Below are 23,555 nucleotides of genomic sequence, written 5' to 3'. Positions count from 1 at the left end.
CGAGCGCAGCCAAGCGATAGTGGCTCGTGAGGCTGGACGGAGGATGCAAGCGGCCGATATGGCGGCAATCCCAAGGGGCGCGGAGATATTCGCTTCTTGTCGAAAGCAGTCATCCGGAAAGAGTGATCTTCGGATCGGTTTCGCCCGAACGTCGTTTCTCCAGCCGAACGTCACCATCCCCCAGGTCTTGCTCGCGTCCCCAGCCGAGATGTCGATAGACGCAGGCAGCACGGCTGCTTCTTGCCGTCTCGAGCCAAACGACAGGATGCAGGTCGAACAAGGCAGCTTCGCAGGCCTGGATGAGGCGCTTTCCGATGCCTTGGCCCTCGAACTCCGGCAACACGAACACGGCGAACAGGCAGGCCGTTTCGAGATCCACCATGGCGAAGCCGACGACATCCCCCTGAATTTCGCCGACCCAGGCGCAAGCCGCGCTTTCGACGGCCAGGGCGATGGCTGCCGGTGTCACGCCAATCCCGGCGAGTTCCTCGATGGTCATCGCGTTCTCTCGCACCGTCGTTCTGACGTTGAACATGGCGTCTACATCGGCGATGGTCGCCGGACGGATGAGCGGATGGGTCGAGGTGGTCATGCCGCGAGCTCTCGCGCGATCCTTGGCTTGCCGAAGGCGGCAGGCCCGTCGATGAGAACGAGCTTCATGACGCCGGGTGCGTTGTCGGCTGCACGGGATGCAGGGACTCAGGCCACTCACTTCCCACGACGCGGCTCCATCCCCAGCGACGGCCCCTGCCGAATGGGATTGCGAACCAGCTGCGCCAGATCCAGGCTCGGGTAGCGTTGATTCACGACTTCCTCCAGGCTCGGGTAGCGCGGATCCACGGCTCCCGTGGCGCCGCTTTTCTCATACATCCCATCGGCATACATGGGTGGCACTGATTTGGCCCCGATGCCACAGGCCTGATGGAAGTGCCCGATATAGACAGGCTTTCCGGCCTCCGCCACGAAGACTCTGTTTTCCGGCAGGCCGTCCGCAGGAACGACTTCCGGGTAGCCATCGCTCCAGCCGCTCGCCGGTGCGCGGCGAGCGGTCATGCCGGCTTCGATGGTGTGGCTTTGCAGGGTATAGCGGCCGCTGGGAATGACGTAGGCGACCGGCAAATGCGCATATGCAGTCTGCTTGGGTATCGTGGGTTGGGCTGCAGCCTTGGCGGCCCATTCGGCATCGGTTCTGGGAATGCGGATGCGCAGCGTTTTTCCGTGATCGTCGAGGAAGGTGAGTTCCTGAATGCGCGAGCCCTTGGGTGGCAGGCTGTCGGGGTTGCACATGGGCTCGATGTACGTCGTCACGGAGGCGATGACGACGGCATTGCGCCCGGTGAACCGCTGCGCGAGTTCTTCGCGTTCCGTGCCCGGGGTGAGGTAGGTGCCGACCGTGTCGGCATCGTTGGCGGCATGTGCGAGGGGCAGTGCCAGTGCAAGAAGAAGATTCAAGGCGAGTGCGCGCATGGGTCTGGTGAGTCCGCGAGGATTCGTGCAGTCGATCGGCCGAGTATTGCCGATGCCGTTCGACGCACCTCGCGCTACTCCCTCATCGCCTCGCACTGCGCCTCGATCCGCGCATGAAGCAAGCCCAGCGACACCGCAACGAAGCGCTGCAGCGAACCGCGCTGGCACGCGTCGAGCACAGGGGCGGGGTCGGTCTCGGATGACGCGGCATCGCGCCGCTCTTCATCCCACTGCAGCAGTTGAACCAGCAACAGCGCGCCTTGCACCACGTCGCGCGCATCGTTCAAGAAGGCGGCTTGGTGCTGTCGGCTGGGATCGAGTCCCCGAGGAGGAACCCATTCGAAGGGTTTGAACTGAGAGACGGGGCGTGCCCCTGAATCACCGGCGTCGGTGCCTGCATCGAAGTCTTTGGCCATGTGGGCCTCCAAAGTGAATCGCAGGATGTCTTCAGGCCGCCAAACCCGGCCTCGTTCACACGAGGCGAGGGCACTGTAGGTGGTCGCGGCGAGGGCCGTCAAGTTTCGTGTCCGGCGGCGCAACATTGCTTGAGCCGACCGGCGAACCTGTCGCCCATTTGCTCCGCATTCCGCCCCGCCTCGCTATCCTTCCGCTCGCCATTCACTTCAACAAAAGGGGACCCTCATGACTCAACCTTCCTCACCCATCTTCTCGCTGCGCTCCATCGCGCTGGCCTGCACCTTCGCCCTCGGCGCCGCGACCGCTGCTCACGCCGCCCCCGACGCCAAGCTGCTCGCCGCGGCCGAGAAGGCGCAGCCGGCGGTGATCGAGAACCTCAAGGAGATGGTGCTGATCGAGTCGGGCAGCCTCAATGTCGATGGGCTGATGAAGATGGCCGACGTGGTGGAAGGCCGGCTCAAGGCGGCCGGCTTCAAGGTCGAGCGGCGCAAGGCGACGGCCGGTGCGGGGGCAGACATCGTGATCGGCACGATGAAGGGCAACGGCAAGCGCAAGATCATGCTGCAGGGCCACATGGACACGGTCTATCAGCCCGGCATCCTCAACTCGCAGCCCTACAAGGTCGACGGCAACCGCATCTACGGGCCCGGCATCGCGGACGACAAGGGCGGGCTCGCGGTGATGATGGCCTCGCTCAAGATCCTGGCCGACGCGGGCTGGCGCGACTACGACACGCTCACGGTGCTCATGAATCCCGACGAGGAAGTGGGCTCGGTGGGTTCGGGCGAGCTGATCGCGACGACGGCCGACCTGCACGACACGGTGCTGTCGTTCGAGCCGACGGCGGCGAAGTCGGTGGTGAAGGGCGAATCGCTGCTGCTCGGCGCGGCCGGCATCGCGCAGGCCACGCTCGAGGTGAAGGGCCGCGCCTCGCACGCGGGCGCGGCGCCCGAGCTGGGCCGCAATGCGCTGTACGAACTCTCGTACCAGATGCTGCAGACCAAGGACCTCGCGAAGGACATCCCGGGCGTGACGCTCAATTGGACGGTGGCGCGCGCGGTGGGCCCGATCAACCAGATCACCGAGAAGGCGCAGGCGCTCGGCGACGTGCGCATCACCGAGCCCGGCGCGGAGAAGAAGCTCGACGCGGCGCTGCAGGCGAAGATCGCGAGCGGCAAGCTGATTCCCGACACCGAGACGACGGTGAAGGTGGAGGTGGGCCGCCCGGCCTTCGTGGCGGGCGAGAAGGGCCGCGCGCTGGCCGAGAAGGCCCAGGCGATCTACAAGGAGATCGACCGCGAACTCGCGCTCACGCCGATGACCGGCGGCGGCACCGACGCGGGCTACGCGGGGCGCTCGGGCAAGGCGACGGTGGTCGAGAGCTTCGGCCTCGCGGGCTTCGGCTACCACGCGCGCGACGAGTACATCGAGGTCGACTCGATCGTGCCGCGGCTGTACCTCGTGACGCGGCTGCTGACGGAGATCGGCAAGGGCCGCTGAAGCACGCCGCACCCGCCATGAAAAAGGCGCATGCGAAGGACTCGCATGCGCCTTTTTGCTGGGGGCTGAAGGCTTCGATCGGGTGGCGCATCGAGGCGCCTGCCGTCACTGCGGACGCTGGTCGCCGGGCGGGCGGTTGCGGTGCGCGGCGGCCTGGGCTTGAGCCTGGGCCTGCGCTTGAGCCTGTGCCTGCCGTTGCTGCATCTGCTGGGCCTGTTGCTGCTGGCGCTGCGCGGCCTGCTGCTGAGCCTGTTGGGCCTGCTGCTGTTGGCGCTGCATCGCTTGCTGCTGGGCTTGCTGGGCCTGTTGCTGCTGGCGTTGCATGGCTTGCTGCTGCGCCTGTTGAGCCTGCTGCTGTTGCCGCTGCATGGCCTGTTGCTGGGCTTGTTGCTGTGCCTGTTGCGCTTGCTGCTGCTGGCGACGGACCTGCTCCTGTTGCTGCTGGGCCTGCTGTTGCTGGCGTTGCGCGGCTTGTTGTTGCTGCTGCTGTTGTTGCTGCATCTGCTGGCGTCGCGCCTGTTCCTGCTGCTGCGCCTGCTGGGCGGCCTGTTGCTGCTGCTGCTGCTGCCGTGCCTGGTTCTGCGCGGCCTGCTGCTGTTGCATCTGCTGGCGCCGCGTCTGCTCCTGCTGCGCTTGCTGCTGTTGGCGGGCCTGGTTCTGCTGGGCTTGCTGTTGCTGCTCTTGCTGGCGACGGACCTGCTCCTGCTGCGCCTGCTGTTGTTGCTGCTGCCTGCGGCCCTGGTCTTGCTGAGCCTGCTGTTGCTGGCGTCGCGCCTGTTCCTGCGCCTGTTGTTGTTGCTGCTGTTGTTGGCGGCGCGCCTGTTCCTGTTGCGCCTGCTGCTGGCCGGCCTGGTTCTGGGCCAATTGCTGCTGGCGACGCGCCTGCTCTTGCTGCGCTTGCTGCTGCTGCGCCTGCTGGCGCGCGGCCTGGGCCTGCTGGGCTTGCTGCTCGCGCGTCTGCTGTTGCGTCATCAGCTGCTGGCGTCGCGCCTGGTCCTGCTGTGCCTGCTGTTGCGCCTGTTGTTGATGCGCCTGCTGCTGCATCTGCTGTTGGCGCGCCAGGGCCTGCTGCTGGGCTTGTTGCTGCGCTTGCTGCTGGCTCTGCAACTGCTGCGCGTGTTGCTGCTGTTGTTGCTGCATCTGCAGCTGGCGCGCCTGTTGCTGCTGCGCGAGCAGCGCGGCGGCCTGCTGTTGCTGGGCCTGCTGCTGCATCGCGAAGTTGGGCGACTGCCCCGGATGCGCGGCTTGCCAGGCGGCCACGCCCGCGTCGCCGCGCGGGCGGTCACGGTCGCGGCCGCCGCCGTTGTTGTTGTAGACGTTGTTGACGACGGTGGTCGAGCGCGAGACGTAGGTGTTGTTGTTGTAGACCACGGCCGGGCGATAGGCCGGCGGCGGCGGCGCGGCGCGCTGATAGTCGCGGTCGCGCGGACGGCCCCAGTTCACGTTCCAGGAGTTCCAGCCCCAGCCATGGCGCTCGAGCGCCGAGGCCACGACCACGCCGGCACCGAAGGCCAGCACGCCGGCCGTGGCGACCTGGGCGCCGCTGTAGCCGCGGTCGACGTACACGGGCTGCGGCGGGGGCGTGTAGGCGTAGCCGGGGTAGGCGGCCACGGGTTCGCCGTAGATCTGCTGCGGGTTGTAGCTGGGCACGTAGACCACGTCGGGCTGCGCCTGCTGGATGGTGATGAGCTGCTGCGGCGGCTCGACGATGAGCGGGCCCGCATAGGCACCCTGCGGATCGGGCGCGGGCGTGTAGTTGGCCGGCGCCGCGGCGGTGGCGACCTTGAGCTTGTCGTTGTTCTTGAGCCGGCCGGCCTTGGAGGCGCGCTGGCGCATGACCTGGATCGCGTTCATCACGTCGGCCGGGTCGTTGTAGTAGGCCTTGCCCAGTGCCTCGGTCCAGGGCAGGTTGCCGGCCATCTGGTCCATCACGTTGCGGAAGGCGGTCAGCGACTTCACGCTCGGGTCCCAGGGCTGCTGGTTGACGGCATCGGCCAGCGCGCCAGCCTTGAGCGTGGGGTTCTGCTTGAGCCAGTCCTGCGCGGCGGTGATCTGCTCGGGATAGGTGGCGCCGGCCAGCACCTGCGCCACGAGCTTGTCGGGGTACAGCGCGATGGGGGCGACCATCTGGTAGAGCTCCTCGGCCGCGGGTGGCACGTAGGCCACGGGCATGGGGGCCGCGGGTGCCGGTCCTGCGGCGGCGGGTACCGAAGCCGCTGCCTGTGGCGCGGGTGCCGCGGCGTTCTGCGCGGCGGGCGTCTCGGACTTGTCGCAGCCCGCGAGCACCAATGCTGCGGTGCACAGCGAGAGCGTGAGCGCACGCGCGAGGGGGGTGGGGTTGGAGGGGATCATGTGGGCCTTCCTGGGACGCTGTCGTGGCGCCCGCCCGTAGAGAACGGCTGCCGCAACTGAAGCGATGACGAAGGATGGCCCCAGGATGCAACGGCCTGTGTCGTCTGCCGGGCGCAGGCCGGGTAGGAACAGGCCTGTCAAGAAAGGTGAAGGGCCGGTGAATGCCGGCCCCTCTCGAACAGTCAGCTGGCGGTCAGAGCCGCGCGCAACCTACTTCGATCCGCCGGTGTACTTGGTGACGCTGCTCGCGCTCACGTGGTAGCCGCTCACGCCCATCATCGAATCGTTGCGCAGGGTCTGCAGCTTGCCCGTGACCCACACGGTGTCCATGGCGCGGAACTTGGCGCCCTTCTGCGGCACCACGTGCAGGATCTGGTTGGCCGGCGGCGGCGGGGTGTGGATGCAGGCGCCGAAGTAGGGCACGAGCAGGAACTCGGTGACCTCGCCCTTGGCCTCCTCGAGCGGCACGATGAAGCCGGGGATCTTCACCTCCACGCCGTTCATCGCGGGATTGGTCGGCGCGTTGTTCGACACCTCCTGCATCTTCATCAGCAGCTCGTTGGCGCGCGGGTCGCCGTCGTCGAGGGCGCTGAGGTCCATGCCCTTGAACTCCTTCGACGGGTCCCAGTCCTTGGGCACCAGTTCCTCCCAGGTGATCTGGCGCGGCTGGCCGGCCGGGGCCTTGGCGGTGGCCACGGGCGCGGCCTTGCCGCCGAGCGGGTTGGTGGCGGTGGTGTCCTTGGGCGCGGGCTCGGCGGCCCAGGCGGCGGCCGCGAGGCTGGCGCCGGCCATCAGCAGGGCGAAGCGCTTCGAGGCCTGGACGGCGGGATGGAGAGTCTTTGTGTGGCGCATGGGATCAGATCCTCGGTGAAAGCCCGTCGGCGAGCGAGAGCCGGTAGGCGCGAATGCCGGGCAGCAGGCTCGCCAGCCAGCCGGCGGCCAGCAGGCTCGCGAGCAGCAGCCATTCGTTCAGTGTAGGTTCGGAAAGCCGCAATGTCAGCCCGAACTGCGACTGCAGCCAGGGCGCGAGGCCGGCGATGCCCAGCACCGCCATCAGCACGCCCACGAGCACGCCGAGCACGGTGACCAGCGCGCCCTCGAGCGCGAGCAGCGCCAGCACGTGGCGCAGGCCCGCGCCCACGGCACGCAGCACGGCCAGTTCGCGCCGCCTTTCGTTGAGGCCGGCCATCACCACCGACACCAGGCCCGCGAGGCTCACGAGCGCGACGAGGCCCGACATCAGCAGCAGCGCGTTCTCGCCCACGCCGATCACGCTCCAGAGCTCGTCGAGCGCCACGCCGGGCAGGATCGCCATCAGCGGCTCGCCGGTGTAGGTGGAGATCCAGCGCTGCACCGAGAACACGGCGGCGCGGTTCTTCAGTCCCACGAGCGCGGCCGTCACGTTCTTGGGCGTGAGGTCGAACTTGCGCACCTGGTCGGCTGGGATCTTCACGCCGGGCATGGGCGCGCCGCCCACCCATTCGAGGTGGATCGCCTCCATGGCCGCGAGGCCGATGTGCACGGTGCGGTCGACCGGCGTGCCAGTGCGCGCGAGCACGCCCACCACGGTGAAGGGCTTGTCGGCATGCTCGGCCACGTTGAGCTCGCCGCTGCCGTGCGCCAGCGTGATCTTCTGGCCCACGTGGTAGCCGAGCTTGTCGGCCACCTCGGCGCCGACCACGGCGTCGAACAGCTCGCTGAAGGGCTTGCCCTCGCGCAGCGCGAGCGACTGGCGGTCGCCGTAGCGAAAACGCGTGAAGTACTCGGGCGAGGTCGCGAGCACGGCGAAGCCGCGGTGCGAATCGCCGAGCGACAGCGGTACCACCCAGTCGACGCCGGGGTGCGCCTGCAGCGCCTGCACGCTCTTCCACGAGATGTTGTTGGTGGCCGCGCCGATGCGGAACACCGAGTACAGCAGCAGCTGCGTGGAGCCGGTGCGCGCGCCCACGATCAGGTCGGTGCCCGAGACCGAGGAGGCGAAGTTCTCGCGCAGCTCGGTGCGGATGCGCTCGACGCCCAGCAGCAGGAAGGTCGACAGCGCGATCGAGAACACGGTGAGCGCGAGCGTGAAGCGGCGGTTCCAGGCGCTGCGCCAGGCGATGGAGAAGAGGGCCTTCATTCTTCGGTCGCCATCGTCGCGCTCGAGGCGCGGTTGATCTCGGGCAGCAGCACATGGCGCGCGAAGCGCTGCGCGATGCGCTGGTCATGGCTCACGAACACCAGCGCGCTGTCGTTCTCGGCGCAGGCGGTCAGCAGCACGTCGAGGAAGGCCTCGCGCCGGTCCTCGTCGAGCGCGGAGGTGGGTTCGTCGGCGATCACCACCTCGGGCTGGCCGATGAGCGCGCGCGCCGCGGCCACGCGCTGCTGCTGGCCCACCGAGAGCTGCATTGCCTGGCGCTGCCAGAGCTTGCGGTCCAGGCCCATCTGGTCGAGCAGGTGCTCGGCTTCCTCGCGCGCGCCGCGCTGGCGCGAGGCCTGCTCGCGGCGGCGTGCCGAGAAGCGGCAGGGCAGCAGCACGTTGTCGACCACGCTCAGGTACGGCAGCAGGTTGAACTGCTGGAAGATGTAGCCCACGTGCGCCACGCGGCAGCGGTCGCGCGCGGCGCCAGAGAGCTTGGACCAGTCGTGGCCCAGCAGGCACACGCGGCCCTCGTCGGCCACCAGCACGCCGGCCAGCAGCGACAGCAGGGTGCTCTTGCCGCAGCCGCTGGGGCCATGCAAAAACACCGATTCGCCGGCCGTGATGCGGAAGGCCTCGATGTCGATGCAGGGCGTGGCGCTGCCGGGCCAGGAGAAGCGCAGCGATTCGGCCGAGAGCACCACGCGCAGCGGCGTGGATTCGGCCTGCGAAGGAAGGCTCACGACCTCACTTGCCCCAGGTCAGGCGGGCCGGCTGCGCGGCCTGCGCACCCGCGGGGCGCTTGAGCTGGCGCTTGAACTGGCCTTGCGCGGAAGCGATCTGCGCATCGATCTGGCGCGTGCCCTTGAAGGCGGCGAACAGGCCGATGTCGATGTACTTGGCGGCGGCCGCGTTGGCGCAGTTGAACGAGAAGGTGGCGTCGAGGTCGGCATGGCCCTCGGGCTCGTTCGGATCGGGCTTGCCCAGGCCGAGCGCGGCCGATTGCAGCTCGACCGGGCCGAGCTTGCAGCTCGCGGCGGGGTCGATGGCGAACAGCTTGTCGGCCGCGCGCAGCTGGGCCACGGCATCCTCGACGGTCTTCTTCTCGGCATCGGTCTTGGGCGCGCGCTCGAAGCCCACGATGTTGTCGAGCGGCGACTCCATGGCGATCACGACCGTGGGGCCGTCGATGGCGACGTCGAGCTTGATCTGGCCGTGCACGTGGGCGTGCTGCTGCTGGGCCTGCGCGGCGGCGAACGGGGCCGAGGCGATCAGGGCGATGGCGGCGGAAGCGAGGATGCGTCGAGCGACGCTGGATCGGATCTGGGTCATGGTTGGGCGCCTTGCCGGGTCGGCAGCCCCGGGGTGTTGCTCCATTCGCTCCAGCTGCCGGCATAGAGCGCGGCCGTTCCGAGCCCCGCGATGCGCATCGCGAGCAGGTTGGGAACGGCGCTCACGCCGCTGCCGCACTGGTGGACGACCGTCGCCGGATCGCGGCCTTCGAGCAGCGTTTCGAACTCGGCGCGCAGTTGCGCGGCGGGCTTGAACTTGCCGTCGGGACCGAGGTTCTCGGCGAAGGGGCGGTTGAGTGCCCCGGGGATGTGACCGGCGATCGGGTCCAGAGGTTCCACCTCGCCGCGATAGCGTGCACCGGCCCGCGCGTCGATCAGGTTCTGGTCAGGCTGGCCCAGCTGGCGCACCACGGTGTCGGTGGTCACGAGGCGCACCAGCGGCTCGCCCATGACGAAGTTCGACTGGAAGCGCGCGGGCTCCTCGCGGTCGGTGACCTCGCCGCCCTCGGCCTGCCAGCCCTGCAGGCCGCCGTCGAGCACGGCCACGGCGTCGTGGCCCATCCACTTGAGCATCCACCACAGGCGTCCGCAGTAGTTGGCGCCGTTGCGGTCGTAGACCACGGCCTGCATGTCGTTCGAGAAGCCGATGCTGCTGAGCCAGGCCGCGAAGCGTTCGCGGCTGGGCAGCGGATGGCGCCCGCCCGAGGCGGGCACGCCGTCTTCCTGCGCCACCACCACCTCGCCGTGCGCGCCGGGCTTGCCATGCTTGGCGCTGAGGTCGGTGTCGAGGTCGGCATGCAGCGCGCCGGGGATGTGCGAGGCCGCGTACTGCTGGGCGCCCGACTCGGGCTTCATGAGGTCGAAGCTGCAGTCGAACACCATGAGCGGCGTGCCGGCGGCCTGCAGGGCGCGCAGCTCGGCGGCGGAAACGAGGGTGGTGAAGGTCATGGCGAAGAACTCCTTGGCGCATGGGCCGCGCAACGGGCGCGGCGGACGGTGAAGGGACTGCGAACCGGCCTCAATGTTCCTCGGCCGGCGCTTGCGGAACTGTACGCTGACGCAACACGGTTGCGGCAACGCCGCTCGCGATGATGAGCGCCATGCCGGTCCAGCCGGCGGCGTCGATGCGGTCGTCGAACAGCACCACGCTGTAGAAGGCCGCGAAGATGATGCCCGAGTACTGCAGGTTGGCCACCACCAGGGTGCCGCTCTGGGTCTTGGCGGTGGCGTAGGCGCGGGTCATGCAAAGCTGTCCGAGAGCGGCCAGCAGGCCGATCGGCAGCAGCCACAGGCCGTGGCGCCAGTTCCATTCCGAAAAGCCCGTGAAGGCCGTGGCCAGCGCACCGGCCACGGCCGAGCCGAGCGCGAAATAGAACACCGTGCGCATCTCGGGCTCGCCGATGCGCGAGAGCGCCACCACCTGCATGTAGGCGAAGGCGGCGGTCAGGCCCGACAGCAGGCCCAGCAGGCCGGCGAAGCCCTGGCTCGAATCCACGCTGGGCTTTAGCATCAGCACCACGCCGACGAAGCCGGTGAGCACGGTCAGCACCAGCGGCGCCTGCAGCGGCGGGCGCGAGACGCGGCCGTCGCGGCCCGGCACCGGCATCCAGGCCAGCAGCGCGCCGCCGACCAGGAAGGCGGCGATCCAGACGCTGCTCATGTAGTTGAGGGTGACGGCCGTGGCCAGCGGCATGTGGGCGATGGCATAGAACCACGCGCCCAGCGAGACCACGCCGATCAGGCTGCGCCAGGCATGCATGCCCGGGTACCGGGTGGCGAGCGAGACGCCGCGGCTGCGCGCGAGCAGCCACAGGAAGACGATGCCGATGACGCCGCGCCACAGCACCATCTCCCCGCTGGTGAACCAGGCCGAGGCGATCTTCACGGCCACGCCCATGGTGGCGAACAAAAAGGCGCCGAGCACCATCCAGAGCGCTTGCATCGTCTTGACTTCTTACAAAAGAAAAATAGCTGAAACGCCCGCCAATCGGACGTGTTCAGCTATCAAGAGAATAGCAGGAAACGAGGCGGAAGCAGTCGCTTCGACGCCTCAGCCGGCGGCCTGCAGCTCGCGCCGGTACCACTCGTGGAACTGCTGCATGCCGTCTTCCATCGGGCTCTGGTAGGGGCCGGTCTCGTTGTCGCCGCGCAGCATCAGCGCGCGGCGGCCGGCGTCCATGCGCTCGGCGATCTCGTCGTCCTCCACGCAGGTCTCCATGTAGGCGGCGCGCTGCGCCTCGACGAACTCGCGCTCGAAGGCGACGATTTCCTCGGGGTAGAAGAACTCCACCATGTTGAGCGTCTTGGTGGGGCTGACCGGGTGCAGGGTCGAGACCGTGAGCACGTGCGGATACCACTCGATCATCACGTGCGGGTAGTAGGTGAGCCAGATCGCGCCGTACTTGGGCGGCTTGCCCTCGCGGTACTGCAGCAGCTGTTCCTGCCACTTCTGGTAGACCGGGCTGCCCGCGCGGCCCAGGCGGTTGGCCACGCCCACCGTCTGCACCGAATAGTTGCGGTTGAACTCCCAGCGCAGGTCGTCGCAGGTGACGAAGCTGCCCAGGCCCGGATGGAACGGGCCGACGTGGTAGTCCTCGAGGTAGACCTCGATGAAGGTCTTCCAGTTGTAGTTGCACTCGTGCAGCTCGACGTGGTCGAGCGCGAAGCCCTCGAACGAGAGGTCGGCGCGTGGGCCCAGGCCGGCCATGTCGGCCGCGATGTCGCGGCCGTTGGCCTCGAACAGCAGGCCGTTCCACTCGGTGAGCGGGTAGTTGTGCAGGTTCAGGCAGGGGTCCTGCGCGAAATGCGGTGCGCCGATCAGCGTGCCGGTGGTGCGCGCGTCGGCCGCGGCATAGGTCCAGCGGTGCAGCGGGCAGACGATGTTGCCGCCGGTGCGCGCGTCGAGTTCGCCGCGGCCCTGCAGGATCACGGCCTGGCGGTGGCGGCAGACGTTGGAGATCAGTTCCACGCCCTTGGGCGTGTGGACCAGCGCGCGGCCCTGGTGCTCGTGGGGCAGCGTGTGGAAGTTGCCGGCCTCCGGCACGGCAAGGCGGTGGCCGACATAGCGGGGGCCACGGGCAAAGAGCGTTTCCATCTCGCGGGCGAAGAGCGCCTCGTCGAAGTACGCGGAAACCGGAAGTTGGCTCGTGGCCTGCTGCAGTTGAAGACTTAAATCAGACATGGAGGACCTGACCAAGCTCCCCACAGGGAGGAAAACAAAATTGAAACGGAAGGTACCGACGACAGGAGAGGCGTGCCGGCCCGAGAGTTGCGCCGGCGTGACCGGCTGGGGGAGGGTGATTGTACCCGGGGGGCCTTCCTTGTGGCCCCTGGGGCTTTCACCCTGGTCGGGCCGGCGCCCTGTCCGGCCGTGCACGACGCCGCGCCGCGGTGTCACGCAAGCCGCCGATGTGCCATCGGCCGCGACCTAAAATGCGCGGTTTCATCCTCGTTGCCCCCGCATGCCCAAGGTGCCTTCCTCTCCCGCGTCCAGTCCGGCGCCCACGCCCGACACGGGCCCGATGCCCGTCAGCTACGAAGCGGGACTCCAGGAACTGGAGCAACTGGTCGCGGAACTCGAATCGGGCCAGCTGCCGCTCGACCAGCTGCTGGGCAGCTACCAGCGCGGCGCCGCGCTGCTGGCCTTCTGCCGCGACCGGCTGCAGGCGGTGGAAGACCAGATCAAGGTGCTCGACGCGGGCAGCCTCAAGCCCTGGGCCGCCGAATGACCGCGGCCACCACGTCCTCCGCCTGGGATCAGGCCCGCCTCGCGCTCTGGAGCCGTCCGCACCTCGAGCGCGTCGAACAGGCGCTGTCGGGCTGGGTCGGCGTCGATTCGCCGGTGCTGCTCGGCGAGGCCATGCGCTATGCGGTGCTCGACGGCGGCAAGCGGCTGCGGCCGCTCTTGGTGCTCGCGGCCAGCGAGGCGGTCGGCGGCAATGCGGCCGCGGCGCTGCGCGCGGCCTGCGCCACCGAGCTGATCCATGCCTATTCGCTGGTGCACGACGACCTGCCGTGCATGGACAACGACGTGCTGCGCCGCGGCAAGCCCACCGTGCACGTGAAGTTCGGCGAGGCCGATGCACTGCTCGCGGGCGACGCGCTGCAGGCGCTGGCCTTCGAGCTGCTCACGCCCGATGGCGACGAGGTGCCGCCCGCGATGCAGGCCACGCTGTGCCGCATGCTCGCGCGCGCCGCCGGCAGCCAGGGCATGGCCGGCGGCCAGGCGATCGACCTCGCGAGCGTGGGCGTGGCCTTGAACGAAGCGCAGTTGCGCGAGATGCACCGCCTGAAGACCGGCGCGCTGCTGCAGGGCAGCGTCGAGATGGGCGCGGCCTGCGGCACCGGTGTTTCGCCCGCGGCGCTGACCGCGCTGCGCGGCTATGGCGCGGCGATCGGCCTGGCCTTCCAGGTGGTCGACGACATCCTCGACGTGACAGCCGATTCGCAGACCCTCGGCAAGACCGCCGGCAAGGATGCCGCGGCCGACAAGCCCACCTATGTGTCGCTGCTGGGGCTCGAGGGAGCCCGGGCCCAGGCTTCGCAACTGCTCGACGACGCGCTCGCCGCGCTCGATGCGAGCGGCCTGAACGACACCGCGGCGCTGCGCGCCCTGGCCCACATGGTCGTCGCCCGCGACCGCTAGACAAGAACGAACACCACGATCCATGGCCGCTCCGCTGCTCCCCACGCTCCACGATCCGTCCCCCATCCGCCAGTACGACCGGGCCCAGCTCAAGCAGCTGTCCGACGAGGTGCGCGCCTGCGTGCTCGACAACGTCTCGCGCACCGGCGGCCACCTGAGCTCGAACCTCGGCACGGTGGAGCTCACGGTCGCGCTGCACCACGTCTTCAACACGCCGCACGACCGGCTGGTGTGGGACGTGGGCCACCAGACCTATCCGCACAAGATCCTGACGGGCCGACGCGAGCGCATGCCCACCCTGCGCCAGCTCGGCGGCATCTCGGGCTTTCCGCAGCGCAGCGAGAGCGAGTACGACACCTTCGGCACCGCGCACTCGTCGACCAGCATCTCGGCCGCGCTCGGCATGGCCATGGCCGCCAAGCAGAAGGGCGAGGACCGCTTCACCGTGGCCATCATCGGCGACGGCGCGCTCACGGCCGGCATGGCCTTCGAGGCGCTCAACAACGCGGGCGTGTGCGACTGCCGGCTGATCGTGATCCTCAACGACAACGACATGTCGATCAGCCCGCCGGTGGGCGCGCTCAACCGCTACCTCGCGCAGCTGATGAGCGGCAACTTCTACGCCGCCGCCAAGAACGTGGGCAAGAGCGTGCTGCGCGCCGCGCCGCCGCTGTTCGAGCTGGCCAAGCGCTTCGAGCAGCATGCCAAGGGCATGGTGGTGCCGGCCACGCTGTTCGAGCAGTTCGGCTTCAACTACGTGGGCCCGATCGACGGCCACGACATCGACTCGCTGGTGCCCACGCTCGAGAACCTCAAGCACCTCGAGGGCCCGCAGTTCCTGCACGTGGTGACCAAGAAGGGCCAGGGCTACAAGCTGGCCGAGGCCGATCCCGTGGCCTACCACGGCCCCGGCAAATTCGATCCGCAGGTCGGCCTGGTCAAGCCCGCGTCGGCGCCCAAGAAGACCTTCACGCAGGTCTTCGGCCAGTGGCTGTGCGACACGGCGGCCAAGGACGGCCGGCTGGTCGGCATCACGCCGGCCATGCGCGAAGGCTCGGGTCTCGTCGAGTTCGAGCAGCGCTTCCCCGACCGCTACTACGACGTCGGCATCGCCGAGCAGCATGCCGTGACCTTCGCCGCGGGCCTGGCCTGCGAAGGCCTGAAGCCGGTGGTGGCGATCTACTCGACCTTCCTGCAGCGCGGCTACGACCAGCTGGTGCACGACGTCGCGATCCAGAACCTGCCGGTGGTGTTCGCGCTCGACCGCGCGGGCCTGGTGGGCGCCGACGGCGCCACGCATGCGGGTGCCTACGACATCCCGTTCCTGCGCTGCATCCCGAACATGAGCATCGCCTGTCCCGCCGACGAGCGCGAGACGCGGCAGCTGCTGACCACCGCCTACGAGCAGGACCACCCGGTGGCCGTGCGCTATCCGCGCGGCGCGGGTGCCGGCGTCGAGCCGCACCTGGCGCTCGACGGCCTGCCCTTCGGCAAGGGCGAGCTGCGCCGCCAGGGCCAACGCATCGCCATCCTGGCCTTCGGCACGCTGCTGTATCCGGCGCTCACGGCCGCCGAGGCGCTCGACGCCACGGTCGCCAACATGCGCTGGGCCAAGCCGCTCGACGTGGAGCTGCTGCTCGAGGTGGCGCGCTCGCACGAGGCGCTGGTCACGCTCGAGGAAGGCGCGTTGATGGGCGGCGCGGGCAGCGCGGTGCTCGAGGCGCTGCAGGCCGCCGGCGTGCAGGTGCCGGTGCTGCAGCTGGGCCTGCCCGACCGCTTCATCGAGCACGGCGACCCGGCCAAGCTGCTGGCCTCGATCGGGCTCGATGCGCCCGGCATCGAGCAGTCGATCCGGCAACGCTTCGGCGCTGTCGCAGGGTAAACCCCCGCCGCCCGTGTGTAAGGGCGTTTTTACAATCGTCCAAGGCCTGTCGACGCACAGGCCTTAAGACTTACAAAAGTCCCCAACGCGGTCACAAGCCGCGTTTCGTTTTTCTTGAAGCACTCGGAGTGAAATCAATGGATCGTCGTTCCCTCATCAAAAACGCCGGCATCGCCGGCGTTCTGGCTGCCGGCATCGCGCCTGCCGTTCATGCGCAGGCCGCCGTGCGCTGGCGCCTGGCGTCGAGCTTCCCCCGCTCGCTCGACACCATCTTCGGCAGTGCCGAAATGCTTTCGAAGACGGTCAAGGCCCTGTCGGGCGGCAAGTTCGAAATCTCCGCGCACCCCGCGGGCGAACTGATGCCCGCGTTCGGCGTGGTCGACGCGCTGCAGGGCGACACTCTGGAGATGGCCCAGTCCGCGGCCTACTACTTCACCGGCAAGGATCCGATCTTCGCCTTCAGCTGCGCGGTGCCCTTCGGCCTGACGGCCCGCCAGACCGATTCGTGGAAAGAGTACGGCAACGGCCGCAAGCTGCTCGACGCCTTCTTCGCCAACTACAACTTCCGCACCGCCAGCGCCGGCAACACCGGCACGCAGATGGGCGGCTGGTACCGCAAGGAAATCAAGACCGTCGAGGACCTCAAGGGCCTGAAGATGCGCATGGGCGGCGGCGTGTTCGGCGAGGCGATGGCCAAGCTGGGCGTGGTGTCGCAGAACATGCCCGCCGGCGACGTGTACCAGGCGCTCGAGAAGGGCACGCTGGACGCGGCCGAATTCGTCGGCCCGCACGACGACGAGAAGCTGGGCTTCAACAAGGTCGCTCCCTACTACTACTACCCCGGCTGGTGGGAAGGCGGCGCCGACCTCGAGTTCTTCATCAACAACAAGGCCTACGCCAAGCTGTCGGACGAGAACAAGGCCATCCTCGACGCGGCCACCAAGGTGGCGGCGCGCGACATGATCGCCAAGTACGACGCCTACAACCCGGTCGCGCTGAAGAAGCTGGTGGCCGCCAAGACCCAGCTCAAGGCGTTCCCGAAGGCCGTGATGGATGCCGGCTTCAAGGCCTCGATGGACACCTTCGCCGAGCACGAGGCGAAGTCGCCCGAGTTCAAGAAGATCCACCAGGACATGCGCGCCTTCCAGCGCGACCAGATCCTGTGGAACCGCTTCTCGGAGTACCCGTTCAACCAGTACATGAACTCGGTCAAGATCTGAGTTCCACGGCCGGGAGGGCGCCAGCCCTTCCCGGACCGGGCCACGAAAAAGGCCGGCCGCTCGCGAGAGTGGCCGGCCTTTTTCTTGAGGGGCGCCCCGGAGGGCGCCGCCCGCGCGTCAGGGCTTCTTGTCGCCCTGCTTGAGCGCGTCCTCCATCGCCTTGAGCGGATCGCTCTCGGCCGGCTCGGCCGTGGGCGCGGGCGTTTCCGCGCCCTGCGGCGCGCCGGCATCGGGCGTGCTGCCCGGCGCCGCGTCGGGCGAGGCCGGCTGGTCGTTGCCGTAGGGCTCGGAGGACGGGGCGCCGTCTTCCGACTTCAGGCTGTCGCGCATCTGCGCGCCGATGTCCTCGAGGTTGACGTTGACCTCCTTGTCGAGGCTGCCGGTCACCAGTTGCGGGAAGGCGATCAGGATGCCCACCATCGTCAGCTGGATCAGCACGAAGGGGATCGCGCCCTTGTAGATCTGCATCGTGGTCACGGGCTCCATGACCTTCTGCGTCACGCGGTCCACGTACTGCTTCTCGGGCGCGACCGAACGCAGGAAGAACAGCGCGAAGCCGAAGGGTGGGTGCATGAACGAGGTCTGCATGTTCACCGCCAGCAGCACGCCGAACCAGATCAGATCGATGCCCAGCTTGTGGGCCACCGGCGCCAGCAGCGGCACCACGATGAACGAGAGCTCGAAGTAGTCGAGGAAGAAGGCCAGGAAGAACACCAGCACGTTCACCGCGATCAGGAAGCCCACCGGGCCGCCGGGCAGCGCCGACAGCAGGTGCTCGACCCAGATCGGGCCGTCGGCGGCCTGGAACACCAGGCTGAAGACCGTGGCGCCGATCAGGATGAACATCACGAAGCTCGAGAGCTTGGTGGTCGAAGCCAGGCCCTGCTTGAGCAGGGTCATGTTCATGCGCCCGCGCAGCCAGGCCATGACCAGCGCGCCCACCGCGCCCATCGCGCCGCCTTCGGTCGGCGTGGCCACGCCCAGGAAGATGGTGCCCAGCACCAGGAAGATCAGCAGCAGCGGCGGGATCAGCACGAAGGTGACGCGCTCGGCCAGCCGCGACAGCAGGTTGAGCTTCAGGCCCTTGTTGACCAGCGCGATCACCAGCGCGACGAACACGCCGCCGCACATGGCGACCACGACCTTCTCGTCGGTCGCGACCGAGGTCACTTCCTCGCCCTGGAACCAGGTGTGCACGGCCGCCATGTTGCGCGCCAGCACCACGGCCACCACGGCCGAGAGGGCCGTGAGCGCCACCAGCGAGACGTAGCCGCCGCTGCCGTTGGGTTCGCGGAAGGTGCGTGCCTCGGGCGGCAGCGCGGGCACCTGGGCGGGCTTGAAGATCGCGAGGAAGACCACGTACAGCACGTACAGGCCCATCAGCATGAAGCCGGGCAGGAAGGCGCCCTTGTACATGTCGCCGACGCTCTTGCCGAGCTGGTCGGCCATGATGATCAGCACCAGCGAGGGCGGGATGATCTGGGCCAGCGTGCCGGAGGCCGCGATGACGCCGCTGGTGAGCCGCCGGTCGTAGCCGTAGCGCAGCATGATCGGCAGCGAGATCAGGCCCATCGAGATGACCGAGGCCGCCACCACGCCGGTGGTGGCCGCCAGCAGCGCGCCGACGAAGATCACGGCCAGCGCCAGGCCGCCGCGCATCGGGCCGAACACCTGGCCGACGGTGTCGAGCAGGTCCTCGGCCATGCCGCTTCGCTCGAGGATCAGCCCCATGAGCGTGAAGAAGGGGACCGCCAGCAGCGTGTCGTTGGCCATGATGCCGATGAGCCGCTGGGGCAGCCAGGCCATCACCGAGGACTGGAACACGCCCAGTTCGATGCCGATCAGGCCGAAGAACAGGCCGCAGGCGCCGAGGCTGAAGGCCACGGGAAAGCCCAGCAGGAGGAAGCAGATCAGCCCCGCGAACATGATCGGGGCGAAGTTGGCGACGATGAATTCCATGGTGTGTGTCTGGTGCGCTCAGTGCTGCGGCTTGGCCGAGGTGCCGGCCTTGGCGGCATCCGCCTCGGCCTGCAGGCGCAGGGCTTCGATGAGTTCGGCCTCGGCCGTCTTGTCGGTCAGGCGGCCCATGGGATCGGGTCCCTGGCCGCGCAGGAACGCGATGCGCTTGATCAGTTCGGACCAGCCCTGCAGCAGCAGCAGCACGAAGCCCACCGGCAGCGCCGCCCACACCGGCCAGCGGATCAGGCCGCCGGAATTGCCGGACACCTCGCCCGACTGGTACATCTGGATCACCACCGGGGTCGAGAGGTAGAGCACCGCCAGGCACAGCGGCGTGAGGAAGAAGGCGAAGCCGATGATGTCGATCCAGACCTGCTTGCGCTTGGACAGGCGGCTGTTGACCACGTCGATGCGCACATGCTCGCGGTGCAGCAGGGTGAAGCCCGCGGCGATCAGGAACGACCACGCGAACAGATACCACTGGACCTCGAGGAACGCGTTCGAGCTGGTGTTGAAGACCTTCCGCACGAGCGCGTTGACGGCGCTGATCACGGTGGCGGCCAGGATGAGCCAGATGGCGTATTTGCCCACTTGGGCGTTGAGCCAGTCGATGGCCCGGGACAGCTTGAGCAAGCCTTGCATCACATCTCCATTTTTGTAGTGGAAGCCGCCCCGATACGAATGCACCCGACGCACCGACGTTGTGCGCCGGCGGGTCGGGTGCGGGGAAGCGGGCTGAATTCTAATGAACTACCCCGGGGATTACCTTCAGGGGCTACCCCGGGGGCGGTGGCCATAATGGGCCATGGCCCAGACACCGCGCCCCGCGTCCGACCCGGCGGTTTCCATGCCCGCCAGCATCGACTCCCCCGACATGCTCCGCGCCGGCCGCGAACTGCTGTCGCTGGCGCTGATCGATGCGCGCAACCACACGCTGCACCTGCTGTCGCTCTACGAGCAGGCGCTGGGCTCGGCCGCGCTGCCGGTGCCGCCCGAACTGCAGCGCGAGGAGGGCATGCAGCCGCCGGTCTGGCTGGCCGGCCACATCGGCTGGTTCGCCGAATGGTGGATCGGGCGCAACACGCAGCGTGCCTTCGGCGCCGACTGTCCGGTGCGACCGACGCGGCTCGCGGCCATCGATCCCGGGGCCGACGACTGGTGGAACCCCGCGCAGATCGGCCCCGAGCGCCGCTGGGCGCCCGGGCTGCCGGACCTGGCCCAGACCAAGGCCTACCTGCTCGAGACGCTCGAGAGCACGCTCGAACTGCTCGAGCATGCGGCCGAGACCGATGCGGGCCTCTACTTCTACCGCCTCGCGCTGTTCCACGAGGACCTGCGCGGCGAGCAGTTCGTGGTGATGGCGCAGACCCTCGGGCTGCCGCTGGGCATCGAGCAGGCGCCCGTGAGCGTGGTGCGCGAGCCGCTGGCGCTGCCTGCCACGCGCTGGGAGCTGGGCCGCGGCGAGGCCGGCTTCGCCTTCGCGCAGGAGCGCGGCGCACACCGCGTCGACGTGCCGGAGTTCGAGATCGATGCCCAGCCGGTCACCTGGAACCAGTTCACCGAATTCGTCGACGACGGCGGCTACGACCGCGAGGAGCTCTGGCACGGCGAGGGCTGGCGCTGGCTGGCCGCGCAGGCCGAGGGCCGGCGCGGGCCGCGCCACGTGGAGCAGATCGGCGCGGCGCGCAGCGCCACCGGCGGCTCGGTGCTGCAGCAGCGCTTCGGCGCCACCGTGCGCGCGGCCGGCCACCACAGCGCGGTGCACCTGAGCTGGTGGGAGGCCGATGCCTGGGCCCGCTGGGCCGGCCGCCGCATCGCGACCGAGGTCGAGTGGGAGATCGCGGCGCATGCCGCGGCGCGGCGTGGTTTCCGCTGGGGCGACGTGCACGAATGGACCGCGGGCACGCTGCAGCCCTGGCCCGGCTACCGCGCCGATCCTTGGAGCGGCGGCGGCGAGTTCGATCCCGCCGCGGGCTTCGGCCGCGCGCGCGTGCTGCGCGGGGCCTCGTTCGCCACGCGCGCGCGGCTGCGCTCGATGCGGCGGCGCGGCTTCGCGCTGCCGTGGCGCGACGACGGCTTCCTGGGCTTCAGGACCTGCGCGCTGTAGCCGGCGTGGCGTTCAGTCCATCCGCTGCAGCTGCACGTCGGTGACGGCCACGCTGCCCGAACCCTTCGGGAAGCGCAGCGTGACCTGCCGGATGTGCGCGAGGTCCACGCCATGCAGCGCGAAGGCCTTCAGCGGAACCGCCACCATGTTCAGCAGCGGCCGGGTGGTGCCCGTGTCGGCATAGATCGCGTCCTCGGGCGCGTCGACCAGCGGGATCGCGCCGTCGGGCTTGCGCGCGATCCCGTAGAGCGCATCGCTGAAGTCGCTGCCCTTGAGCGCGGCCTTGCGGCCCTGCGTGTCGACGAGCGCGATCTCGACCTCCTGGCCGATCGGGGCCAGCACGGCGACGCGCACGCTCAGCGTGTCGAAGCCCTGGGTTGAAAGATCGCCGGTGTCGATGGCCATGACGGGGCCGGCCGCTTCCCATTGCAGCTGGGCCTGATCCGTGGTCGACCAGGTCAGCAGGGTTTTGCCGTCGTACGAGGATGGGCGGTACAGCTCGCCTTCCTTGAACAGGCGCTCGACCGGGCGCTGGCTCAGCGGATCGGTGCAGGCCGCCTTGCGGCCGCCCAGCAGGCCGTCGATGGCCAGGAACTGGCATTGGACGGTCGCCTCGAAGCGCTCGTAGCGCGTCGCGAGTCCGCTCGCATTCCTGGCGCTGGCATCGGCGTTGCGGAAGTCCTGGAGCAGCTTGCGCTGGGTGGCGGGCTGGTGCACCGTCAGCACGACGCGCTCGTCGCACTGGCGCTCGCCGGCCGGGCAGCCCGCGGAAGGAATGGGCGCCTGTCCCTTCCAGTACGGCGCGAACTGGAACTCGTCGCCCACGAAGTAGCGCAGGAACGACTGCATGAGGAACTCGCCGTTGCGCCGCTGGTCGTCGGCGCCGAGCCGCAGCGTCTCGATCTTTCCCGCCTTGCAATAGAGCGGCGCGTTCTTCTCGGAATCGTCGTTCTCGGACCAGTGGTCGTTGTAGAAGTTGTGGTTGGCGCCTCGCACGACCACCTGGTATTTGGGCGCGGTCTCGTCCGCCGCCGTGTTGCGGCTGTCGTCGAAGATCTGCGCGCCCGGCATGTTGTAGACGTCGCCGTCGCAGGTGGGCAGCAGCGTCGCGAACGGCACGTAGGTCACGTTCGACAGCCGCCGCGCGTTGATCGGCGCCAGCGAGAAGACCGCGCGGATCCGGTGCGGCGGCTCGCTGCCCGATGGCAGCAGCACGCCCGATTCGCGCAGGGCCTCGGGCGAGGAGACCTGCTCCAGCCACGCGCTGCTGCCCGCATTGATGAGCTTCGGCATCGAGCTCGCGTCCCGGAAACGGGCGCTGGCCTTTTCCAGCGCGGCCTTCTCCGCGTCGAGCACCGCCTGGGCCGCCGCGACCTGTTCGCTCCATCGCCGCAGGTCCTGCTTCAGCGCCTCGATCACCGCAGGCGCCGCGGGCGGCGACTGGCCCTGCATCGCCGTGAGCGCGGCCTGCGCCATGATGAGCTGCACGGTCAGCTGGCTGACGGTGGCCGAGGCGGCCTCGACCCGCTTCTGGATCCGCGCCTGCTCGGCCTCGGCGAGCGCGGCCGCCTGGCGGATCTCGCGCGCGGCTTCGACGTTCTGGTAGCTGATGCCGATGCGCTGCCGGTTCAGCTCGACCGCGTAGGCCACCGCCTCGGCGCCTCGGGAGTGGCCGACGATGCCCACGCGGTCGAGGTCCAGCTTCCCCTTGAGCCCGGGCAGTTCGACGCCGTTGAACACGCCCGTCGCATTGCCGGCGCGCAGCAGGTCGAGCGTGGTCATCAGCAACTGGCCGCGCGCGAGCGCGCCGGCGTCGGATGCGTTGATGTTGTTGAGGCCGTTGATCTTGCCCGCGTCGATCGAGAAGGCCACGTAGCCGTTCTCGGCCAGGCCCTTCTGCAGGTAGTCGTAGCCCTTGGCGTTGTTGAGGTCGGAGGCGTCGTGCATGCCGTGCAGGAACACCACCACCGGATGGCCGCCGGCGGCGGAGGGTTGCACCTTCGACGCGCCCGGCGCACCGGCCTGAGCCATCGGATAGCGCACCGTGCCTCGCAGCGGCACGGTATAGATCACGTCCTTGTACTGGGCATCCGACACCGCCGTGGTGCCGAAGCCGTAGACGATCTGCTCCGACGACAGGTAGCTGCCTTTTTCCCCGAACGGCACGGTCGAGGTGAAGCGCGTGATCGCCGTGGGGTCCGCCGGGTTGGGCGGCGCGGTCACGGAGATCGTCGGCGCGGGGTCGGCGGGTGCGATGGGCGGGACCGCGAGCGGCCGCACGGCCGTGTCATCGCCGCCGCCGCATCCGCTCGCGAGCACGCAGGCCAGGAGCATCGCGCAGGCTGCCGCCGCGCGTGTCGAACGCTTTGTTTTCAATTGCTTTCTCCCAAGATTTCTTAAGAATCGAGGCGAATCGCGACGGGGTTGCAACGCGCCTCTGGCGATGTCCGGATCGCGAAAGCAATGAATCGAAGACGGGGGCGTCGACGTTTGTAGGAGTCCTGCATCTCGCGGTGCGGACCGCGAGGCCGAAGCAAGTCACATGCCTTGCCGGTGCCGTGCCACGGTGCAGACGCAACCGCGTGGCGATGGCCG

General features: G+C 68.8%; 20 protein-coding genes. 6 read left to right on the top strand and 14 right to left on the bottom strand.

All coding sequences use genetic code 11. From position 1 onward, the window contains the following. Window positions 1–109: 109 nt before the first annotated feature. The 3 genes from KV106_RS06820 to KV106_RS06810 all read right to left on the bottom strand — a co-directional run bounded on the left by KV106_RS06820 (window position 110) and on the right by KV106_RS06810 (window position 1,883). Window positions 110–592 (bottom strand): GNAT family N-acetyltransferase, encoded by a 483-nt coding sequence (locus KV106_RS06820; protein ID WP_261208048.1) that lies wholly within the window; start codon window positions 590–592, stop codon window positions 110–112. A gap of 116 nt (window positions 593–708) precedes the next feature. Next, complete coding sequence (locus tag KV106_RS06815; protein ID WP_261208037.1) at window positions 709–1,467, bottom strand: hypothetical protein; 759 nt, start codon at window positions 1,465–1,467, stop codon at window positions 709–711. Between the two features lie 74 nt (window positions 1,468–1,541). After that, window positions 1,542–1,883 carry a hypothetical protein gene (locus KV106_RS06810; protein ID WP_261208035.1) on the bottom strand — a complete coding sequence of 114 codons (342 nt, stop codon included), beginning with the start codon at window positions 1,881–1,883 and terminating at the stop codon, window positions 1,542–1,544. 226 nt (window positions 1,884–2,109) lie between these two features. Here KV106_RS06810 and KV106_RS06805 point away from each other — a divergent pair, with 226 nt between their 5' ends. Further along, window positions 2,110–3,384, top strand: coding sequence for a M20/M25/M40 family metallo-hydrolase (locus KV106_RS06805; RefSeq protein ID WP_261208022.1), 1,275 nt, complete (start codon window positions 2,110–2,112; stop codon window positions 3,382–3,384). 105 nt (window positions 3,385–3,489) lie between these two features. On the opposite strand, the gene KV106_RS06800 is transcribed toward KV106_RS06805, so the two are convergent. From KV106_RS06800 to KV106_RS06765, 8 genes are all read right to left on the bottom strand, one after another. Beyond that, window positions 3,490–5,736: a DUF3300 domain-containing protein gene (locus tag KV106_RS06800; protein WP_261208011.1), complete on the bottom strand. Its 2,247-nt coding sequence runs from the start codon at window positions 5,734–5,736 to the stop codon at window positions 3,490–3,492. A gap of 210 nt (window positions 5,737–5,946) precedes the next feature. Further along, window positions 5,947–6,588, bottom strand: a complete 642-nt coding sequence (locus KV106_RS06795; RefSeq protein ID WP_261208009.1) for a DUF3299 domain-containing protein — start codon at window positions 6,586–6,588, stop codon at window positions 5,947–5,949. A 4-nt stretch (window positions 6,589–6,592) separates the two neighbouring features. Next, on the bottom strand, window positions 6,593–7,855 hold the full coding sequence (locus KV106_RS06790) for an ABC transporter permease (protein WP_093349115.1): 1,263 nt from the start codon (window positions 7,853–7,855) through the stop codon (window positions 6,593–6,595). After that, window positions 7,852–8,598 carry an ABC transporter ATP-binding protein gene (locus KV106_RS06785; protein ID WP_057589538.1) on the bottom strand — a complete coding sequence of 249 codons (747 nt, stop codon included), beginning with the start codon at window positions 8,596–8,598 and terminating at the stop codon, window positions 7,852–7,854. Before KV106_RS06785 ends, KV106_RS06790 begins: the two co-directional genes overlap by 4 nt. A 4-nt stretch (window positions 8,599–8,602) precedes the next feature. Further along, on the bottom strand, window positions 8,603–9,187 hold the full coding sequence (locus tag KV106_RS06780) for a DUF2796 domain-containing protein (RefSeq protein WP_261207965.1): 585 nt from the start codon (window positions 9,185–9,187) through the stop codon (window positions 8,603–8,605). After that, window positions 9,184–10,095, bottom strand: coding sequence for a sulfurtransferase (locus tag KV106_RS06775; RefSeq protein WP_261207963.1), 912 nt, complete (start codon window positions 10,093–10,095; stop codon window positions 9,184–9,186). Before KV106_RS06775 ends, KV106_RS06780 begins: the two co-directional genes overlap by 4 nt. A 70-nt stretch (window positions 10,096–10,165) precedes the next feature. Next, window positions 10,166–11,089: a DMT family transporter gene (locus KV106_RS06770; protein WP_057589541.1), complete on the bottom strand. Its 924-nt coding sequence runs from the start codon at window positions 11,087–11,089 to the stop codon at window positions 10,166–10,168. Window positions 11,090–11,197: 108 nt separating this feature from the next. Further along, the gene (locus KV106_RS06765) at window positions 11,198–12,328 is read right to left on the bottom strand and encodes an aromatic ring-hydroxylating oxygenase subunit alpha (protein ID WP_057589543.1); all 1,131 of its coding nucleotides are present in this window, start codon (window positions 12,326–12,328) and stop codon (window positions 11,198–11,200) included. 280 nt (window positions 12,329–12,608) lie between these two features. On the opposite strand from KV106_RS06765, the gene xseB reads away from it, so the two are divergent. The 4 genes from xseB (at window position 12,609) to KV106_RS06745 (ending at window position 16,894) form a co-directional block, all read left to right on the top strand. After that, the gene (gene xseB / locus KV106_RS06760) at window positions 12,609–12,875 is read left to right on the top strand and encodes an exodeoxyribonuclease VII small subunit (RefSeq protein WP_093349123.1); all 267 of its coding nucleotides are present in this window, start codon (window positions 12,609–12,611) and stop codon (window positions 12,873–12,875) included. Further along, entirely contained in the window at window positions 12,872–13,792 is a 921-nt protein-coding gene (locus KV106_RS06755; protein ID WP_261207951.1) for a polyprenyl synthetase family protein, read from the top strand. Before xseB ends, KV106_RS06755 begins: the two co-directional genes overlap by 4 nt. Window positions 13,793–13,814: 22 nt before the next feature. After that, window positions 13,815–15,674, top strand: coding sequence for a 1-deoxy-D-xylulose-5-phosphate synthase (dxs, locus tag KV106_RS06750; protein ID WP_057589549.1), 1,860 nt, complete (start codon window positions 13,815–13,817; stop codon window positions 15,672–15,674). A 137-nt stretch (window positions 15,675–15,811) separates the two neighbouring features. Beyond that, entirely contained in the window at window positions 15,812–16,894 is a 1,083-nt protein-coding gene (locus KV106_RS06745) for a TRAP transporter substrate-binding protein (RefSeq protein ID WP_057589550.1), read from the top strand. Between the two features lie 117 nt (window positions 16,895–17,011). Here the strand turns inward: KV106_RS06745 and KV106_RS06740 are convergent, their stop codons facing one another. Continuing rightward, a complete protein-coding gene (locus tag KV106_RS06740; RefSeq protein ID WP_261207923.1) occupies window positions 17,012–18,853 on the bottom strand; it encodes a TRAP transporter large permease in 1,842 nt (613 codons plus the stop codon). 18 nt (window positions 18,854–18,871) lie between these two features. Beyond that, the gene (locus KV106_RS06735; protein WP_057589552.1) at window positions 18,872–19,495 is read right to left on the bottom strand and encodes a TRAP transporter small permease subunit; all 624 of its coding nucleotides are present in this window, start codon (window positions 19,493–19,495) and stop codon (window positions 18,872–18,874) included. Between the two features lie 205 nt (window positions 19,496–19,700). Here KV106_RS06735 and KV106_RS06730 point away from each other — a divergent pair, with 205 nt between their 5' ends. Further along, window positions 19,701–20,960, top strand: coding sequence for an SUMF1/EgtB/PvdO family nonheme iron enzyme (locus KV106_RS06730; RefSeq protein ID WP_261207920.1), 1,260 nt, complete (start codon window positions 19,701–19,703; stop codon window positions 20,958–20,960). Window positions 20,961–20,972: 12 nt separating this feature from the next. Here the strand turns inward: KV106_RS06730 and KV106_RS06725 are convergent, their stop codons facing one another. Continuing rightward, window positions 20,973–23,294: an alpha/beta hydrolase gene (locus KV106_RS06725; protein ID WP_261207896.1), complete on the bottom strand. Its 2,322-nt coding sequence runs from the start codon at window positions 23,292–23,294 to the stop codon at window positions 20,973–20,975. Window positions 23,295–23,555: the final 261 nt, after the last annotated feature.

This window comes from Variovorax endophyticus (assembly GCF_025376855.1).
In the GTDB taxonomy this organism is placed as follows: domain Bacteria; phylum Pseudomonadota; class Gammaproteobacteria; order Burkholderiales; family Burkholderiaceae_C; genus Variovorax.
This window is presented reverse-complemented; position numbering and strand designations above follow the sequence as displayed.

Bases quoted from the DNA above. Each gene is read 5' to 3' on its own strand.
- KV106_RS06820 (WP_261208048.1), bottom strand. From the start codon at position 592: ATGACCACCTCGACCCATCCGCTCATCCGTCCGGCGACCATCGCCGAT.
- KV106_RS06815 (WP_261208037.1), bottom strand. From the start codon at position 1,467: ATGCGCGCACTCGCCTTGAATCTTCTTCTTGCACTGGCACTGCCCCTC.
- KV106_RS06810 (WP_261208035.1), bottom strand. From the start codon at position 1,883: ATGGCCAAAGACTTCGATGCAGGCACCGACGCCGGTGATTCAGGGGCA.
- KV106_RS06805 (WP_261208022.1), top strand. From the start codon at position 2,110: ATGACTCAACCTTCCTCACCCATCTTCTCGCTGCGCTCCATCGCGCTG.
- KV106_RS06800 (WP_261208011.1), bottom strand. From the start codon at position 5,736: ATGATCCCCTCCAACCCCACCCCCCTCGCGCGTGCGCTCACGCTCTCG.
- KV106_RS06795 (WP_261208009.1), bottom strand. From the start codon at position 6,588: ATGCGCCACACAAAGACTCTCCATCCCGCCGTCCAGGCCTCGAAGCGC.
- KV106_RS06790 (WP_093349115.1), bottom strand. From the start codon at position 7,855: ATGAAGGCCCTCTTCTCCATCGCCTGGCGCAGCGCCTGGAACCGCCGC.
- KV106_RS06780 (WP_261207965.1), bottom strand. From the start codon at position 9,187: ATGACCCAGATCCGATCCAGCGTCGCTCGACGCATCCTCGCTTCCGCC.
- KV106_RS06775 (WP_261207963.1), bottom strand. From the start codon at position 10,095: ATGACCTTCACCACCCTCGTTTCCGCCGCCGAGCTGCGCGCCCTGCAG.
- KV106_RS06770 (WP_057589541.1), bottom strand. From the start codon at position 11,089: ATGCAAGCGCTCTGGATGGTGCTCGGCGCCTTTTTGTTCGCCACCATG.
- KV106_RS06765 (WP_057589543.1), bottom strand. From the start codon at position 12,328: ATGTCTGATTTAAGTCTTCAACTGCAGCAGGCCACGAGCCAACTTCCG.
- xseB (WP_093349123.1), top strand. From the start codon at position 12,609: ATGCCCAAGGTGCCTTCCTCTCCCGCGTCCAGTCCGGCGCCCACGCCC.
- KV106_RS06755 (WP_261207951.1), top strand. From the start codon at position 12,872: ATGACCGCGGCCACCACGTCCTCCGCCTGGGATCAGGCCCGCCTCGCG.
- dxs (WP_057589549.1), top strand. From the start codon at position 13,815: ATGGCCGCTCCGCTGCTCCCCACGCTCCACGATCCGTCCCCCATCCGC.
- KV106_RS06745 (WP_057589550.1), top strand. From the start codon at position 15,812: ATGGATCGTCGTTCCCTCATCAAAAACGCCGGCATCGCCGGCGTTCTG.
- KV106_RS06740 (WP_261207923.1), bottom strand. From the start codon at position 18,853: ATGGAATTCATCGTCGCCAACTTCGCCCCGATCATGTTCGCGGGGCTG.
- KV106_RS06735 (WP_057589552.1), bottom strand. From the start codon at position 19,495: ATGCAAGGCTTGCTCAAGCTGTCCCGGGCCATCGACTGGCTCAACGCC.
- KV106_RS06730 (WP_261207920.1), top strand. From the start codon at position 19,701: ATGCCCGCCAGCATCGACTCCCCCGACATGCTCCGCGCCGGCCGCGAA.
- KV106_RS06725 (WP_261207896.1), bottom strand. From the start codon at position 23,294: ATGCTCCTGGCCTGCGTGCTCGCGAGCGGATGCGGCGGCGGCGATGAC.